The organism is Mycobacterium sp. (genome assembly GCF_019247635.1).
Classification (GTDB): Bacteria; Actinomycetota; Actinomycetes; order Mycobacteriales; family Mycobacteriaceae; genus Mycobacterium.
Genome location: NZ_JAFBAR010000031.1, coordinates 1 through 16,665, shown reverse-complemented (window position 1 = coordinate 16,665; position 16,665 = coordinate 1). Strand labels below are relative to the sequence as shown.

General features: G+C 68.3%; 17 protein-coding genes. 1 reads left to right on the top strand and 16 read right to left on the bottom strand.

The window, feature by feature from the left end:
- Positions 1–15: 15 nt before the first annotated feature.
- The 5 genes from JO236_RS05100 to JO236_RS05080 all read right to left on the bottom strand — a co-directional run bounded on the left by JO236_RS05100 (position 16) and on the right by JO236_RS05080 (position 5,610).
- Complete coding sequence (locus JO236_RS05100; RefSeq protein ID WP_293325639.1) at positions 16–2,859, bottom strand: aminotransferase class I/II-fold pyridoxal phosphate-dependent enzyme; 2,844 nt, start codon at positions 2,857–2,859, stop codon at positions 16–18.
- A 122-nt stretch (positions 2,860–2,981) separates the two neighbouring features.
- The gene (locus JO236_RS05095) at positions 2,982–3,401 is read right to left on the bottom strand and encodes an antitermination protein NusB (RefSeq protein ID WP_293325638.1); all 420 of its coding nucleotides are present in this window, start codon (positions 3,399–3,401) and stop codon (positions 2,982–2,984) included.
- On the bottom strand, positions 3,398–3,898 hold the full coding sequence (gene nusB / locus JO236_RS05090) for a transcription antitermination factor NusB (RefSeq protein WP_293325636.1): 501 nt from the start codon (positions 3,896–3,898) through the stop codon (positions 3,398–3,400). Before nusB ends, JO236_RS05095 begins: the two co-directional genes overlap by 4 nt.
- Positions 3,899–3,900: 2 nt before the next feature.
- The gene (gene efp / locus JO236_RS05085) at positions 3,901–4,464 is read right to left on the bottom strand and encodes an elongation factor P (protein WP_293325634.1); all 564 of its coding nucleotides are present in this window, start codon (positions 4,462–4,464) and stop codon (positions 3,901–3,903) included.
- A gap of 15 nt (positions 4,465–4,479) precedes the next feature.
- On the bottom strand, positions 4,480–5,610 hold the full coding sequence (locus JO236_RS05080; protein WP_293325632.1) for a M24 family metallopeptidase: 1,131 nt from the start codon (positions 5,608–5,610) through the stop codon (positions 4,480–4,482).
- A gap of 33 nt (positions 5,611–5,643) precedes the next feature.
- On the opposite strand from JO236_RS05080, the gene JO236_RS05075 reads away from it, so the two are divergent.
- A complete protein-coding gene (locus JO236_RS05075; RefSeq protein ID WP_293325629.1) occupies positions 5,644–6,429 on the top strand; it encodes a B-4DMT family transporter in 786 nt (261 codons plus the stop codon).
- 288 nt (positions 6,430–6,717) lie between these two features.
- Here JO236_RS05075 and aroQ read toward each other — a convergent pair whose 3' ends face one another.
- From aroQ to alaS, 11 genes are read right to left on the bottom strand one after another with little or no spacing between them, the layout of a single operon-like run.
- Positions 6,718–7,158, bottom strand: coding sequence for a type II 3-dehydroquinate dehydratase (aroQ, locus tag JO236_RS05070; RefSeq protein ID WP_293325626.1), 441 nt, complete (start codon positions 7,156–7,158; stop codon positions 6,718–6,720).
- A complete protein-coding gene (aroB, locus tag JO236_RS05065) occupies positions 7,155–8,237 on the bottom strand; it encodes a 3-dehydroquinate synthase (RefSeq protein ID WP_293325625.1) in 1,083 nt (360 codons plus the stop codon). The genes aroQ and aroB overlap by 4 nt, the downstream gene beginning before the upstream one ends.
- Entirely contained in the window at positions 8,234–8,764 is a 531-nt protein-coding gene (locus JO236_RS05060) for a shikimate kinase (protein ID WP_293325624.1), read from the bottom strand. The genes aroB and JO236_RS05060 overlap by 4 nt, the downstream gene beginning before the upstream one ends.
- A gap of 2 nt (positions 8,765–8,766) precedes the next feature.
- The gene (gene aroC, locus JO236_RS05055) at positions 8,767–9,975 is read right to left on the bottom strand and encodes a chorismate synthase (protein ID WP_293325622.1); all 1,209 of its coding nucleotides are present in this window, start codon (positions 9,973–9,975) and stop codon (positions 8,767–8,769) included.
- A 45-nt stretch (positions 9,976–10,020) separates the two neighbouring features.
- Complete coding sequence (locus tag JO236_RS05050) at positions 10,021–10,509, bottom strand: hypothetical protein (protein ID WP_293325620.1); 489 nt, start codon at positions 10,507–10,509, stop codon at positions 10,021–10,023.
- 1 nt (position 10,510) lies between these two features.
- Positions 10,511–10,831, bottom strand: coding sequence for a helix-turn-helix transcriptional regulator (locus tag JO236_RS05045; protein ID WP_293325618.1), 321 nt, complete (start codon positions 10,829–10,831; stop codon positions 10,511–10,513).
- 21 nt (positions 10,832–10,852) lie between these two features.
- Entirely contained in the window at positions 10,853–11,305 is a 453-nt protein-coding gene (locus JO236_RS05040) for an A24 family peptidase (RefSeq protein ID WP_293325615.1), read from the bottom strand.
- A gap of 9 nt (positions 11,306–11,314) precedes the next feature.
- Positions 11,315–12,109 carry a shikimate dehydrogenase gene (locus JO236_RS05035; protein WP_293325613.1) on the bottom strand — a complete coding sequence of 265 codons (795 nt, stop codon included), beginning with the start codon at positions 12,107–12,109 and terminating at the stop codon, positions 11,315–11,317.
- Positions 12,110–12,119: 10 nt separating this feature from the next.
- Positions 12,120–13,367, bottom strand: coding sequence for an endolytic transglycosylase MltG (locus tag JO236_RS05030; protein WP_293325611.1), 1,248 nt, complete (start codon positions 13,365–13,367; stop codon positions 12,120–12,122).
- Positions 13,360–13,881, bottom strand: coding sequence for a Holliday junction resolvase RuvX (gene ruvX, locus JO236_RS05025; protein WP_293325609.1), 522 nt, complete (start codon positions 13,879–13,881; stop codon positions 13,360–13,362). The genes JO236_RS05030 and ruvX overlap by 8 nt, the downstream gene beginning before the upstream one ends.
- A complete protein-coding gene (alaS, locus tag JO236_RS05020) occupies positions 13,882–16,587 on the bottom strand; it encodes an alanine--tRNA ligase (RefSeq protein WP_293325607.1) in 2,706 nt (901 codons plus the stop codon).
- Positions 16,588–16,665: the final 78 nt, after the last annotated feature.

Sequence of the window (16,665 nt, the reverse complement as noted above, 5' to 3'; positions counted from 1 at the left end):
CGCGGGGAGCGACCGTTACGCTCGTTCGGTAACGACCTGTACGGCGCTGTCGCCGTTGATGCTGGACGCATCCGGTGGGATTTCGAATGTCGACGCCGCTTCGCCCACCGCGGCCATCGCCGCATTGCGTTGGGCCTCCAACCGCGCCAGCGCCTCCTGAGTGAACACCGACAAACCGAGGTCGTGGTTGTAGCCGTGGATCTCCTTGACATCGAGCTGCGCCAGGAAATAGATGATCTCCTTGGAGACCACCTGACCCGGGACCAGGACCGGAAAGCCCGGCGGATAGGGCACCACGAACGTCGTCGACACCAGTTTCTTTCCCTCGGCGAGCCGCCGGCCGGCACTGCCGATCTGCACATACTCCCGGTCCGATTCCTCGTAACCGGCGTAGAAGGCCGACCGCATGTCGCCGAACGGGCTGGCCTCATCGGGGCGGAAGGCGATGTCGAACTCGCTGAAGTCGGGCAGGTGCGGCAGATCCTCGGTGATCTCCTCGACGCGGCGATGATGCAGCGCCCAGTCGGCCCCGCTGGCCGCCGCCTTCTCCCGGTCGAGGTCGGTGGCGACCCGGCGCAGCACGTCGAGCAGGTAATGAACGCTCGACCAGGTGACGCCGATGGTGAAGATCAACAACACGCTGTTGATCGACGTCTTGTTGATCTGGATGCCAAACCGATCCATCAGCACCTTTTCCCGGAAGTCGAACCCATTCATCCCCGTCTCACCGAGGAACAGGGTGACCCGCGTCGGGTCCAGCACGAACTGGTCCGAGCGCCACGCCTCGTTCCATTCCTCCAGCGCGCCCTGCCTGACCTCGCGGTAGGAGCTGACGTGGGACGCCCGGAAGTCCTCGGGCACCAGGTCGGCCTCGTCGAGGATGCGGAACCATTTGCTGATCAGCCGGTCCTTGCGGACACGGTGCCGGAAAACCAGCGCCATGTCATAGGTCTTGCGTACCAACTCGAACCCCTCGATGTCCACCTGACGGCGCGCCAGGTCCAGCGAGGCGAGCAATTGCTGGTTCGGCGACGTCGACGTGTGGGTCAAAAACGCCTCGCCGAAAGCGTCCCGGGCGCGTGAGTTGAAGTCCTGGTCGCGGACGTGGATCATCGACGCCTGCCGGAAGGCCGACAGCGACTTATGCGTCGAATGCGTCGAATAGACGCGAACCCGCGCCCGCTGCGGGTCGGGTAGCAGCCGGCGGTTGACCCACTCCGACCGCGGAACTCCCTCGATCGAGGCGGCCCATTCCCGGTATTCGGCGGCGTACTGCGGCGTCGCCAGCGTCTCCCCGAGCCGCTTGGCCGAAACCATTGCGGTGCGTTGCCGGGCCCACGGCACCGCGGTCGCGAAGGCGTACCACGCCTCGTCCCACAGGAAGCAGATGTCCGGCTTGATCGCCAGCACCTCCTCCAACACCCGGCGCGGGTTGTAGACGACGCCATCGAAGGTGCAGTTGGTCAACAGCAGCATCCGCACCTTGTGCAGCTGTCCGGCCGCCTCGAGGTCCAGCAGCGTCTGTTTGATGGTCTGCAGCGACACCGCGCCGTAGATGGCGAACTGCGGCAGCGGGTAGGCGTCCAGGTAGAGCGGGTAGGCCCCCGCCAACACCAGACCGTAGTGGTGCGACTTGTGGCAGTTGCGGTCGATCAGCACGATGTCGCCCGGCCGGGTCAGCGATTGCACGACGATCTTGTTGGCCGTCGACGTGCCGTTGGTGACGAAGTACGTGTGGTCGGAACGCCACGTGCGGGAGGCCTTGCCCTGCGCGTCCTTGATGTTGCCGTGCGGGTCAAGCAGCGAGTCCAGCCCACCGCTGGTGGTCGAGGTCTCGGCCATGAAGATGTTGCGGCCGTAGAACTCGCCCATGTCCTGTAGCGACTTCGAGTTGAAGATGCTGGCGCCGCGCGCGACGGGCAGCGCGTGAAACTGGCCGACCGGTGCGGACGCGTAGGCGCGCAGCGCGTCGAAGAACGGGGTGGCGAAGCGGTTGCGTAAGCCCGCGACGACCGTGCTGTGCAGATCGGTGACGTCGTTTAGACGGTAAAACGTGCGGTCGTAGACGTCCGGCTCGTCGTCGGAGCCCGCCGCGATCGACTCGTCGGTGAGCAGATACAGGTCGATGTGGGGCCGCAGCTCCCTGATCCATTCGCCGCATTCGATCCAGTCCTGCGGGCGATCGGAACCGACCGTCGCCTCCTCCGAGTCCGCGGCCCCCAACAGGGTGTTCATCAGCGGGACTCGGTCACGCGAGCGCAGCGGCAGGTCGTGGCGGATGATCGCGGCCTGGATCTCGCCGTTGAGCGCCACCGCGGTGATGGCGTCCTCGACGCTGGGGGCCACCAGGATCTCGAATTGGACGTCACCGGACGGGTCGCGCAGCGCGCGCAAGCTCTCGGCGAGACAATCGGGGGCCGTTGCCGGGGAATCGTCGGCCAGCAGGACCGTATAGAACTGTTGCCGCTTGGCCTGAGCCACCAACTCCTGATCGCCCAGTGGGGCCGCAGTATCGAAAAGCCCTGCGCGGTCGCCGTATTCACCGAGCAGGCGCACGGCCAGCGACACCTCTTCGGTGAGCCGCACCGTGGACAGGCTCTCCAGGTGGGCGCGGAACGTCGCCAGGTTCGCGGCGCCCGGATACAGCCAGTACCGCTCGTAGGCGCCGATGCGGTCCATCAGCCGCTTCACCCGGGCGACGTCGTGCGCTTTGTCCAGGCCGGCGAGGTCTACCTCGGCGAGATGACGGCATGCGTCGTCGAGCAGGTTCCACGTGTCGATGCGCGTGTACGACGGGTTGGCCACTGCCGCCAGCGCCGAAACGCGAAGTCGGCGCGGTTGGGCACTGTTTCGGTTCATCTCGTCCCCGTTCTCCTGGCGCAAGTCGCGCGATGCCGGGCTTCGACATTGCCAAAACATCGCCAATTGACGTTGATTCTGTCCCGCCGTGCCGCGTAGCGGAATCGTTTCGCGCAGCGGGCTCAGTGCCCTGGGTGATCGTCGCTGTCGACTTCGCTGTCCACGATCCGCCGATTGCTCCGCATGCCGAGCGGGTTTTCCACCCACTTGAGCACCGAGCGCTGCGGAAAGTCCCAGCGGCGCGCGGGCAGATCGGTGACGTCGGACAGCGAGCGCACCACGGCCTGCGTCAGGCCCATGATCGCGGCCATCACCGGCAGCAACGGCTGCAGCGGTTTGGCCGCCTGGCGGACGGTGCTGATGCGGCGGGCCAGGATGAGGCGCTCGATCGAGTGATACAACCAAGCGCCGACCCCCAGCGCGTAGATCGACAGCACCGACGCGACGATGGTCCACCCGTACGCGGCGCAGACGACGGCACCGAACACCACCGTCCCAGCCAGCCAGGCGGCCAGCACCACCCGCAACTCCAGCCGGGTCATGAAGCGCCCTCTCGGACCGCTTGCGCGGCCGCGCGGATCTGCGGGGTCACCAGCATGACCTGGCCCAGTACGCCGTTCACGAACCCCGGCGAGTCGTCGGTGGACAGCTCCTTGGCCAGCTCCACGGCCTCGTCGACGGCGACCGGTGCCGGAACGTCATCGGCGTAGAGCAACTCCCACACCGCGACCCGCAGAATGGCGCGGTCCACCGCGGGCAACCGGTCCAGTGCCCAGCCCTGCAAGTGCGAGGTGATCAGGTCGTCGATGTGGGCGGCGTGCTCGCCCACGCCCCGCGCGACCAGGGTCGTGTAGAGATGCAGCGGTGCCACCTCCGGTTTCGTCTCGGCCAGCGCGGTGCGGGTGTCGACGGCCTCGACCGGGGTCATGCCACGGGCCTCGGCCTCAAACAGCAGGTCCACCGCGCGCTTGCGGGCCTGATGACGTCCCTTAACCGGCCTGGCCGGTTTGCCGCTCGGCGCCGCTTTTCGATCCGGCATAGTCAGGCGTTAACCCGGCCCAGGTAGCTGCCGTCGCGGGAATCCACCTTCAGCTTGTCGCCGGTGTTGATGAACAGCGGCACCTGGATCTGCGCGCCGGTCTCCACCGTGGCGGGTTTGGTGCCCGCGCTGGACCGGTCACCTTGCAGGCCCGGCTCGGTGTGGGTGACCTCGAGCTCGACGGTCACCGGCAGTTCGATGTACAGCGGCGACCCGTTGTGGAAGGCCACCTGCACCGGCAGCCCCTCCAGCAGGAACCGCGCGGCGTCGCCGACCAGGGACTCCGGCAGCGGGTGCTGCTCGTAGTCCTCGCTATCCATGAACACGAAGTCCGATCCGTCGCGGTACAGGTAGGTGGTATCGCGGCGGTCGACGGTGGCGGTGTCGACCTTCACCCCTGCGTTGTAGGTCTTGTCGACGACCTTGCCCGAGAGCACGTTCTTGAGCTTGGTGCGCACGAAGGCCGGTCCCTTGCCGGGTTTGACGTGCTGGAACTCGGTGATCGTCCACAACTGGCCGTCGATCGCCAGGACAAGTCCGTTCTTGAAGTCAGCGGTGGTCGCCACGGTCTGCTAGATCTCCTACAGGATGGCCAGTTCCTTGGGGAACCGGGTCAATAATTCCGGGCTCTGCCCGGCACTTTCTGAGGCTGCTGGGGTTGCTCCAGAGGCCACTACCAATGTGTCCTCGATGCGCACACCACCACGGCCGGGTAGATAGACGCCGGGCTCCACAGTCACCACGGAGCCCGCCAGTAGTGTACCGGCGGACGTCGCCCCGATGCCTGGCGCTTCGTGTATCTGAAGGCCGACGCCGTGTCCCAGACCATGACCGAACTGCTCGCCGTAGCCGGCCTCGGCGATCAGCTGGCGGGCCGCGCCGTCGACGTCGCACAGGTTGGTGCCCGGCACCAAAGCCTCCCGACCCGCCTTTTGCGCCTCAGCGACCAGCTGATAGATCTCCAACTGCCAATCGGCGGCGGGGCCCAGCACGAACGTGCGGGTCATGTCGGAGTGGTATCCGGCGACCAGCGCGCCGAAGTCGATCTTCACGAAATCGCCCGCGGCCAGCACCGCGTCGGTGGGCCGGTGATGCGGAATAGCCGAATTCGGGCCGGCGGCCACGATCGTCTCGAACGAGATCGTATCGGCACCGTGGTCGAGCATCAGGTTTTCCAGCTCGCGGGCCACCTCGCGTTCGGTCCGCCCGGGCCGCAGACCCCCGCGTTCCGCGAGATCGGCGAGCGCCGCGTCGGCGGCCTCGCAGGCCAGCCGCAGCAGCGCCAGCTCGCCTGCGTCCTTAACCTCGCGCAACGCCTCCACGGTCCCGGCGGCCCGCACCAGCTCGGTGGGTCCGGCGTCCCGCTCGGACAACTCGCTGGTCAGCGCGTCGAAGCCGTCGACGGTGACCACGTTGCTCTCGAAACCCAGCGTGCGCACACCGTCGTCGGCCGCCCGACCGGCCAGGTGGCGCCCGACGGCGCGGTCGATAGCCACTTCGAGCCCGGGCGCTTGCTGCGCGGCCTGCGTGCGGTAGCGGCCGTCGGTAGCCAGCACGGCCTCACGGTCGTCGGCGAAAACCAGCAACGCGCCGTTTGAGCCGGTGAATCCGGACAGATATCGCACGTTGATCAGGTCCGTGACCAGCATCGCATCGAGTCCCGCGGCGCGAATTTGTGCTTTCAAATTGTCTCGACGCTGGGAATGTGTCACGACTCTTGACGGTACTCGCTACGCTTTTGCTCCATGAACAAGTGGATGATGCGCGGATTGGTGTTCGCCGCAGCGATGGTTGTGCTTCGCCTGATCCAGGGCGCGATGATCAACGCGTGGCAGACGCAGTCCGGGTTGATCAGCATCGTGCTGCTGACTTTCTTCATCGTCGGCGTCATCGTCTGGGGCGTGATGGACGGCCGCGCTGATGCCAAGGCGAACCCGGATCCGGACCGCCGCGCCGATCTGGCCATGACCTGGCTGCTGGCTGGCCTGATAGCGGGACTCATCAGCGGCGCGGTGGCCTGGCTGATTTCGCTGTTCTACAAAGGCCTCTACACCGGGGGTCTTCTCAACGAGGTGACGACGTTCGCGGCGTTCACCGCGTTGATCGTCTTCGTGCCAGGCATCATCGGCGTGGCATTCGGCCATTGGCGGGTTGACCGCAGTGCGCCCGAGGCCCCCCAGCACGACGGCTCCCGTGACCGGGATGACACCGACGTGTTCGCCGCTGTGCGCGATGACGACACCGCGACCGGGGAAAGGGCCGGGGAGACAGCCCCGGCCCACTCTCGCTCCGCGGCGCCCACTGCCGTCGCGGTCGCTGACCGGGAGGCCGAGCGCGAGGCACCCACCGAAGCGGCGGCCACGACGGAGCGCGAGGCACCGACCGAGGTGATCCGCACCACCGAAACCGATGCGCCGACGGAATCGTTCAAACTGCCGTCCAGTGAGGACAAGACCGAGGTCATCCGCACGCACGACCCGGACAAAACCCAACAGGGCACCATCCAGTCGGACATCCCGAAAAAGGATTAGCTCTCGGCCCGGCGCGCCCGGCGGGCGTCGTGCGTCGTGCGTCCGGCCACCCCGCGCCGCCCGCGCCGCCCGGCCCGGCGCGCGCCCGGCCGCCAGACCCGCCCGTCGCCGAGCGTGAACTGGCGGCGCGATTTTGGCAAAAATCTCGCCCTCACGTCACGCTCGGCGCCCGGCCCGCCACCCAACGCACCCGGCCACCCCACGCGCGCCCGGCCCGCTCGGCGCCCGGCCCGCCACCCAACGCGCCCGGCCACCCCCGCGCACCCGGCCTGCCCGGCGCGCGCCCGATCAGCTCTCGGCCGTCCCGGCCAGGTAGCGCAGGGCGAGCAGGTAGCCCTGGATGCCCAACCCGACGATCACACCTGTCGCGACCGGGCTCAGGTACGACTGGCGCCGAAACTCCTCGCGCGCATGCACATTGGAGATGTGCACCTCAATCAGGGGGGCGCTCAGTTCGGCGCAGGCATCGCGCAGCGCCACCGACGTGTGGGTCAGACCGCCGGCGTTGAGGATCACCGGTTCACCAGCGTCGGCAGCCAGATGTATCCAATCCAACAGCTCAGATTCGCTATCGCTTTGCCGCACAACGACTTTCAGGCCGACTTCGGCGGCCTCCCGCTCGACGGCGGCGGTCAACTCGTCGTAGGTGGTGCTGCCGTAGACGTCGGGTTCGCGGCGGCCCAGCCGGCCGAGGTTGGGGCCGTTGATGACGTGCACCGTGCCGGTCATGAGTTGACCAACCCCGCGTAGGCACTGACCAGCAACCCCGGGTCGGGCCCCACCAACCGGCCCGGCTTAGCCAGTCCGTCGAGAACCACGAAGCGAAGCACCCCGGCCCGCGTCTTCTTGTCCCCCGCCATGTATTCCAAGAGCTCCGGCAGGGCATCGGCGTCGTAGCTCACCGGCAGGCCCAGCGACTCCAGGATGCTGCGGTGTCGCGCGGCGGTTGCGTCATCCAGCCGCCCGGTAAGCCTGGCCAGCTCGGCGACGAACACCAGGCCCACCGACACCGCGGCACCGTGCCGCCACTGGTAGCGCTCCCGGCGTTCGATCGCGTGCGCCAAAGTGTGGCCGTAGTTGAGGATTTCACGCAACTCGGATTCCTTCTCGTCGGCGGCGACCACCTCGGCCTTGACGACGATCGCCCGATGGATCAGCTCCGGCAGCACATCGCCCTTCGGGTCCAGCGCGGCCTGCGGGTCGGCTTCGATGAGGTCCAGGATCACCGGGTCGGCGATGAATCCGGCTTTCACCACCTCGGCCATGCCGGCGACGATTTCGTTGTGCGGCAACGTTTCCAGTGTCGTCAGGTCGACCAGGACCGCGAGCGGTTGATGGAAGGCGCCGACGAGGTTCTTGCCGGCCTCGGTGTTGATGCCGGTCTTGCCCCCGACGGCGGCATCGACCATGCCGAGCAGGGTTGTGGGCACGTGCACGATCGAGACGCCGCGCAGCCAGGTGGCCGCGGCGAAACCCGCGACGTCGGTGGCGGCCCCGCCGCCAAGACTGACCAGTGCGTCTTTGCGACCAATCCCGATGCGGCCCAGCACCTTCCAGATGAAGCCCACGACCGGGAGGTCCTTGCCCGCCTCGGCGTCCGGGATTTCAATGCGGTGCGCGTCGACGCCCTTGTCGCCCAAGTGCTTTCGAATCGCCTCGGCGGTCTCGGCCAACACCGGCTGGTGCAGGATGGCGACTTTGTGGCGGTCGGCGAGCAGTTCTTCCAGCTCGGTGAGTAGACCGGTACCGATCACCACCGGGTACGGCGGGTCGACGGCCACCTGCACGGTGACCGGCTCGTTGCTCATGTGGCCGCCCCGGTTGGTGAGGTGGCCTGCAACCGCGACACGATGTAGCGAACGACGGCCCCGGGGTTGCGGCGGTTGGTGTCGACGCGCATGGTCGAGACGCGCCGGTACAGCGGAATCCGTTTGGCCATCAGGTCGCGGTATTTCTCCGCGCGGTCGGGGCCGGCCAGCAGCGGCCGCACGGTGTTGCCTCCGGTGCGCCGCACACCCTCCGCAGCGCCGATCTCGAGGTAGATGACCGTGTGTCCGGCCAGCGCCGCGCGCACGCCCGGGCTGGTCACCGCGCCGCCACCGAGCGACAGCACGCCGTCGTGTTCGGCCAATGCCCTGCGCACCACGTCCTCCTCGATGCGCCGGAATTCCGTCTCCCCGTCGGTGGTGAAGATGTCGGCGATGGCGCGGCCCGTCTGCTGCTCGATCAGCACGTCGCTGTCGAGCAGGCCAACCTCCAGCGCTTTGGCCAGCCGCCGCCCGATGGTGGATTTTCCGGAGCCCGGCAATCCCACGAGTACCGCTTTGGGCGCCATGGCTAGGACCCCGACGCTCTTGTCGCGGGCGCTTCGCGGTCGGCCACAGCGCGCTGGTACGCCTCGATGTTGCGCCGGGTCTCGGTGAGTGAGTCGCCGCCGAACTTCTCCAGCACCGCGCGCGCCAACACCAGCGCAACCATCGTCTCGACCACGACCCCGGCCGCCGGCACCGCACACACGTCGGACCGCTGATGGATGGCGACGGCCTCGTCGCCGGTTGCCATGTCGACGGTCGCCAACGCACGCGGCACGGTGGAGATCGGCTTCATCGCCGCGCGCACGCGCAGCGGCTGGCCGTTGGTCATGCCACCCTCCAGGCCACCGGCCCGGTTGGTGGAGCGGACGACGCCGTCGGGACCCGGGTACATCTCGTCGTGGGCGCGGCTGCCGCGGCGCCGCGCGGTTTCGAAGCCGTCGCCGATCTCCACGCCCTTGATCGCCTGGATGCCCATCACCGCGGCGGCCAGCTGGCTGTCGAGTCGGTTGTCGCCGCTGGTGAACGATCCCAGCCCGACCGGCAGGCCCAGCGCCACCACCTCGACCACACCGCCAAGCGTGTCGCCGTCCTTCTTGGCTGCCTCGATCTCGGCGATCATGGCCTGCTCGGCGGTCGTGTCGAACGCGCGGACGGGGCTGTCGTCGATCGCGAGCAGGTCTTCGGGTCGGGGGGGCGGACCGTCGTACGGCGCCGACGGGCCGATCGCGATGACGTGAGAGAGCACCTCGACGCCGAGCGCCTGTCGCAGGAAAGCCCGCGCGACAGTCCCCGCCGCGACGCGGGCAGCGGTTTCGCGGGCGCTGGCGCGTTCCAGCACGGGCCGGGCGTCGTCGAAGCCGTACTTGAGCATGCCTGCGTAGTCGGCGTGCCCCGGTCGCGGCCGGGTGAGCGGCTCGTTGCGTGCCGAGTCGGCCAACTCTGCCGGGTCGACGGGGTCGGCGGCCATGACGGTTTCCCACTTCGGCCACTCGGTGTTGCCGATCTCGATCGCGATCGGGCCGCCCAGGGTGACCCCGTGGCGCACGCCGGACAGCACGGTCACCGCGTCGCGCTCAAACTTCATCCGCGCGCCACGGCCGTAGCCCAGCCGGCGACGGGCCAACTGGTCGGCGATCTCGGTGGACGTGAGCTCTACGCCGGCGACCATGCCGTCGACCACGGCCACCAGCGCGCGGCCATGAGATTCCCCGGCGGTGATCCAGCGCAACACCCGACTATCTTCCCATGTCGCCGGCCAAGACCCTGGCGCGTGCCGTCAGCCGTCGCGATTCGCCAGAATTTCGCGGAGGGTGGGCAAGACTCGTTGATCCTTGGGACGATTCGCCGCCTGTTTGGATCGGATTATGTCGCTCAGCGCGGCAATTTGGACGATCACGTCGTAAATGTCCGCCGATATGGCGTCGCGGTGTAGGTCTGCGTAGCCGCGTGTGCCCGACGGCTGAAACGAGATGTCGAGGTCCCCTGCGTCGGTCACGAGATTCCATGTCTGCGCCGCGGCCAATCCCTCCGCAGTGCAGGTAAATGACAGCCCTTCAGGGACGGATTCGGTCCGTATGCGGGCGTTGAGCTCGTTCAGGGCGGCGGCCAGGCAGGTTAGGTTAGCGCGACTGGCCTTGGGCGTGATGTCGGCGTCTTCGGTGGGGAATGGTGAGCCATGGAAGATCGCGGCCAGCCCCCCGATCAGTATGTAGGTCACGCGATGGCGGTTGAGCACATCAAACAATCGCGGCAGGTCGGGTGTCACCTCACCGCCGGCCCGCCACGCGCAGGTCACTGAGCTGCCGTGCCAGGTCCGCGTGACGATCCAGCCGTTCTCGCCCGGAGAGGTGGGCAAGGCGCGCGGCTTGGGCAACGTCGCTGTCGTCACGGGGGACCATGTGGAGCTCCAGATCGAGCCCGCACAAGCGGATCAGCCGAACCACGTCGTCGAGGCTGACGGCGGTGGAGCCGGATTCCCAGCGGGCGACGGCGGGTTGAGCTGTTCCCGCCCGCGCGGCGAGCTCCGCCTGGGTTAGACCAGCGCGACGGCGTGCCTCGCGAATCAAATATCCACCGCGGTGACGCATGCCAAAATTATAACAGATCTGTTATATGCTAGGCGACCCCAGCGCGCCCAGCGCCGCCAGCGCCGTGGCCGTCGCGGTGGCCACGCACATCGACGGACCATGCGGCACGGTCACCGCACCGGAGCCGGCCCGGGCGACGACGGCCCAGAGCGCCGTGAGTAGCGGCGCGGCCAGCGCCGCCAGAAACCACACGTCGACACCAAAACAGCCGGCCAGGCCGCCGAGGCCGATCGCCAGCTTCACGTCGCCGGCGCCCATCGACGCCGGCGCCAGCGCATGCACCGCCAGGTAGATCGCGGTCAACGCGACCGCCCCGGACAGCGCGGGCAGGCAGCGGCCGCCGATCGTCGCGGCCAGCAGAACCACCGCGGCCCCGGGCAGCGTCAGCAGGTTGGGCAACCGGCGCTGCCGGATGTCATAGCAGCTCAACACGGTGAGCCAGGCCGTCACCACAGCGGCCATCCAGATCCGCATGGAGGCAGGTTAATCCAGCTCCGCCAAGGCGCAAGTCATCGCTTCTCGCGGCGCGGGCGAGCCGGTGAATTGCTCCACCTGCGCGAACGCCTGATGCAGCAGCATCTGCAGGCCGCTGATCACCCGGCCGCCCGCGGCGGCCACCGCGGCGGCCAGCGGCGTGGGCCAGGGGTCGTAGACGGCATCCAGCAGCACGGGGATCGCGACCAGCGCGCCGGCATGGCGGGCCGCCACGTCAGCCGGAATCGTGCTGACCAGCACCCGTGCGGCGGCAATCTCGTCGGCCAGCCCGTCGCTGTCCAGGCCGCAGAACCGGGTCTCCACGCCGACGCGGTTGCCCAGGTCCACCAACCGGGCGGCCTTGTCCGGGTTGCGCGCGACGACGGTGATGCCGGTGACGCCGGATTCGGCGAGCCCGACCACGGCGGCCGGCGCGGTGCCACCGGAACCACACACCACGCCGCGTCCGGTTGTCGGTCCGATCGCCCCGGCCACGCCGTCGATGTCGGTGTTGTCGGCGCGCCAGCCGCGCGCGGTGCGGACAAGGGTATTGGCCGATCCGACCTGCTGCGCACGTGTCGTGCGCTCGTCGGCGACGCGCAGTGCGGCGAACTTGCCCGGCATGGTCACCGACACTCCGACCCATTCGGGCCCGAACCCTCCGACCAGGCCGGGCAGTTGCTCGGCGGTGCATTCGATGCGGTCGTAGGTCCAGTCGTCCAGGCCCAGCGCGCGGTAGGCGGCCAGGTGCAGCTGCGGAGACTTTGAATGCGCGATCGGCGAGCCGAGTACCCCGGCTTTCATGCGCGCGTTTCTAGCGCGGCGTGCTGTCGAGGACACCGTTGTGCTTGGCCAGCTCGATATTCGCCAGATGCTGCTTGTAGTCGCTGGTGAACAGCGTCGTCCCCTGCTTGTCGATGGTGACGAAATACAGCCAGTCCCCCGGCTCGGGATGCTCGGCCGCATGTAGCGCATCCACCCCCGGCGAACAGATCGCGGTGGCCGGCAGCCCTTGGGACACGTAGGTGTTCCACGGCGTCCGCTGAGCACGGTCGGCGTCGGTGGTGGCCACCTCGCGGCGGTCCAGCGGATAGTTCACCGTCGAGTCGAACTCCAGCGTGTGGTGTATGTGCAGACGGTTGTAGATGACCTGAGCCACCTTGGGGAAATCCTGGACGTTGGCTTCCTGCTGGACCAGGGATGCCACCACGAGGATGTCGTAGGGCGACAGGCCAAGTGACTGGGCTGTGTCGACCAGACCGGACTTCAGGTACTCCACGGCGCCGGCGTTGATCAGATTCGACAGGATGGTCTGCGCCGAGGCCGAAGGATCGACGTTGAAGGTCCCCGGCGCGATGAGGCCCTCGATGCGGCGATGGTCGCTGCCCAGCTCGGTCACCGGCTCCTGCGCCCAGGCCGGAACGGACAAGCTCGCCGGGGGGACGGTACCTGCGGCTTTGCGCAGGTCCTCCACAGAGACGCAGCGCTGGGTGCCGTCGAGATCCACGCAGGTGGCGCGCGAGATCAACGTGAGGATCCCGGGGTTGACCGCGTTGGTCTTCACGTCGGTGGTGTCGTCGAGCTGACGCCCCTCGGGGATGACCAGCTTGCCCACCCGGTTTTTCGGGTCGACCAGCCGCGCGACGGCGTCCGACGCCGGGATCTCGGTTCGCATCCGGTAGAAACCGGGCTGGATCGACGAGATCGCGGCGTTGCCGTGCGCGGCCTCGACGAATGCCCGGACGGTGGCGACCACGCCCTGGCCGTGCAGCGTCTCCCCGACCTTGGTGGTGGAGTCGCCGTCCTGCACCTGGATGACGATGTCGCGCTTGCCCGAACCGGTGAAGTCGTCCCCCGAGCCTGTCATGCGGTGCCACAGCTTGGCACCGACGACGACGGCGGCCAGGACGACGACGACCAGCAGGGTGAGTGCGAAGCCGCTGGCTATGCGCCGCTTGCGCCGACCGCGCTCCGCCCGGATCCGCTCGACGCGCGTCCGCCGATGCCGAGGCGGCCCAACCGCCTCGGGCTTGGCGCGCTCGTCGCGCACGCTGTCAACCATCCGTGCCCTCGCCGGCCCCGGAACCGGCACGGGCACGGCGCTGATCCAGCCAGCTCTGCAGGATCGCCACCGCCGCCGCCTGGTCGATCACCGCACGCTGTTCTTTGGTCCGCATCCCCGCCGCCCGCAGCGACCGCTGCGCGCTGACGGTGGTCAGCCGCTCGTCGGCCAGCCGCACCGGGACGGGCGGGACTCGACGGGCCAGTACTTCGCCCAGTCTGCCGGCCAGGTCGATCGCGTCCTGGGCGGAAGCACCCGTGCGATCCGCCAGCGTGCGCGGCAGTCCGACGACCACCTCGACGGCCTCCAACTCGGCGGTCAGCGCGGCCAGGCGGCGCAGGTGCTTGCCGGAGCGGTCACGACGCACCGTCTCCACCGGGGTGGCCAGGATGCCGTCGGGGTCGCTGGATGCCACGCCGATGCGCACGCTGCCCACGTCGATGCCGAGGCGGCGGCCACGGCCGGGGTCGAGGTCCCCGGGTTGGTCAGGCAGCCGGTGCTGTGAGGAACCCACTCAGCCGACCCGCGCTATCTCTGCGCGCACCGCGTCCAGGGCGGCATCGATGCCGGCCGGGTTCTTGCCCGAACCCTGCGCCAGATCGGCTTTACCGCCGCCGCGACCCTCGACGGCCAGCGCCAGCTGTTTGATCAGCTCGTTGGCGTGCAGCCCAAGGTCCTGGGCGGCCTGGTTTACCCCGACCGCGTAGGGGACGCTCGAGCCTTCATCCCCGGAGCCCGCTGAGATCAGCGCTACCACCGCGGGATCGCTGCCCAGCTTCCCGCGGATGTCACCGACCAGGGAACGAAGGTCGGCCGCCGTCGTCCCGCCCGACATCCGCTGCGCCACCACACGGACGTTACCGATGCGCTCGGCGCCGGCTGCCGCGTTGGTGGCCGCGGCCCGGGCGTTGGCCTGCCGCGCACGTTCCAGTTCCTTTTCGGCGGCCTTGAGTCGCTCGACCAAATTGGCCACCCGGGCCGGCACCTCCTCGGACGGCACCTTCAGCGACGACGCGAGCCCCGCCATCAGCGCGCGCTCCTTGGCCAGGTGCCGGAAGGACTCCAGCCCCACGTAGGCCTCGACCCGGCGCACCCCCGATCCGATCGACGACTCGCCGAGGAGGGTCACCGGACCGATCTGCGCCGAGTTGTGCACGTGGGTGCCTCCGCACAGCTCCAGCGAGAACGGCCCGCCGATCTCCACCACCCGCACTTGGTCGGGATAGGCCTCGCCGAACAACGCCATCGCGCCCATCGCCTTGGCCTTGTCCAGCTGTTCGGTGAAGGTGTGCACCTCGAAATCGGCCTGGACGGCCTCGTTGGTCACCTCTTCGATCTGGGTGCGCTGCTCTTCTGATAGCGGGCCCTGCCAGTTGAAGTCGAATCGCAGGTAGCCCGGCCGGTTCAGCGATCCGGCCTGAACAGCGTTGGGCCCCAGCACCTGTCGCAGCGCGGCGTGCACCATGTGGGTGCCCGAGTGCCCCTGTGTCGCACCCTTGCGCCAGCCGGCGTCCACCGCGGCCACCACGGTGTCGCCCTCGACGAACTCCCCGGACTCGACGTTAACCCGATGCGCGTGCAGGGTTTTGGCGATCTTTTGCACGTCGGTGACGGCCGCGCGGGCGCTACCGCCCGAGCCGACCCCGCTGATGGTGCCGACGTCGGCGAGCTGTCCACCCGACTCGGCGTAGAGCGGCGTGCGGTCCAGCACCAACTCCACCCGCTCGGCGTTGAGCGTGTCGGCATGCGCTACCACCGGCACCCGTTTGCCGTCGACGAAGATGCCCAAAATCCTTGCCTCGGAAGTCAATTCGTCAAAACCGGTGAACTCGGTGGGCCCGGCGTCGACCAGCTCACGGTAGGCGGACAGGTCGGCGTGCGCGTGCTTGCGCGCCGCGGCATCGGCCTTGGCGCGCCGGCGCTGCTCGGCCATCAGCTCACGGAAGCCGGCCTCGTCGACCGTCAGGCCGGCTTCGCCCGCCATCTCGAGGGTGAGCTCGATCGGGAAGCCGTAGGTGTCGTGCAGCGTGAAGGCGTCCGACCCGGACACCACGGCGGCGCCGGAAGACCGGGTGGCGCCGATCACCTCGTCGAACAGCTTGGAGCCCGACACCAGCGTGCGGTTGAAGGCGGTCTCCTCCGCGACGGCGATGCGGTTGATGCGGTCGAAGTCGGCGACCAGCTCGGGATAGGACGGGCCCATCGCGTCGCGCACGGTAGCCATTAGCTCACCGACGACGGGCCCGTCGATGCCGAGCAGCTTGGCCGAGCGGATGACCCGGCGCAGCAGCCGGCGCAGCACGTATCCGCGACCGTCGTTGCCGGGGCTGACGCCGTCGCCGATCAGGATCGCGGCGGTGCGGCTGTGGTCGGCGATGATGCGATAACGGACGTCGTCGGCATGATTGCCGACGTCATAGGGGCGGGGCGCGCGTGCGGCAACCAGGTCGATGACCGGGCGCAGCAGGTCGGTCTCGTACACGTTGTGCACGCCCTGCAACACCAGCGCGACGCGCTCCACACCCATGCCGGTATCGATGTTCTTACGGGGCAACGGCCCGCGGATCTCGTAGTCCTCCTTGTTGGTGCCCTCGCCCCGCTCGTTCTGCATGAAAACGAGGTTCCAGATTTCGAGGTAGCGGTCCTCGTTGACGACGGGTCCGCCCTCGGGTCCGAACTCGGGGCCGCGGTCGTAGTAGATCTCCGATGACGGGCCGCACGGACCGGGGATGCCCATCGACCAGTAGTTGTCGGCCATGCCGCGGCGCTGGATCCGCTCGGTCGGCAGGCCGGCGATCTCCCGCCACAGACCCGCGGCCTCGTCGTCGTCGAGAAACACTGTGGCCCAAAGCCTTTGCGGGTCAAGCCCGTATCCGCCGTCGGCGACGGGATCGGTCAACAGAGCCCAGGCCAATTCGATGGCGCCGCGCTTGAAGTAGTCGCCGAACGAAAAGTTGCCGGCCATCTGGAAAAAGGTGTTGTGCCGGGTGGTGATACCCACCTCGTCGATGTCCGGAGTGCGGATGCATTTCTGGATGCTGGTGGCCGTCGGGTAAGGCGGGGTGCGCGCGCCCAGGAAGAACGGCACGAACTGGACCATCCCGGCGTTGACGAACAGCAGGTTGGGGTCGTCGAGGATCACCGATGCGCTCGGCACCTCGGTGTGGCCCGCCTTCACGAAATGATCGAGGAATCGCTTCCTGATCTCGTGTGTCTGCACTTTGAGTTCGCTTCTTCCTGTTGGCTTGACTTGCTTCGATCGGGATTCCCAGCCTAGACAGCTAGCCCTCCAGGAAGC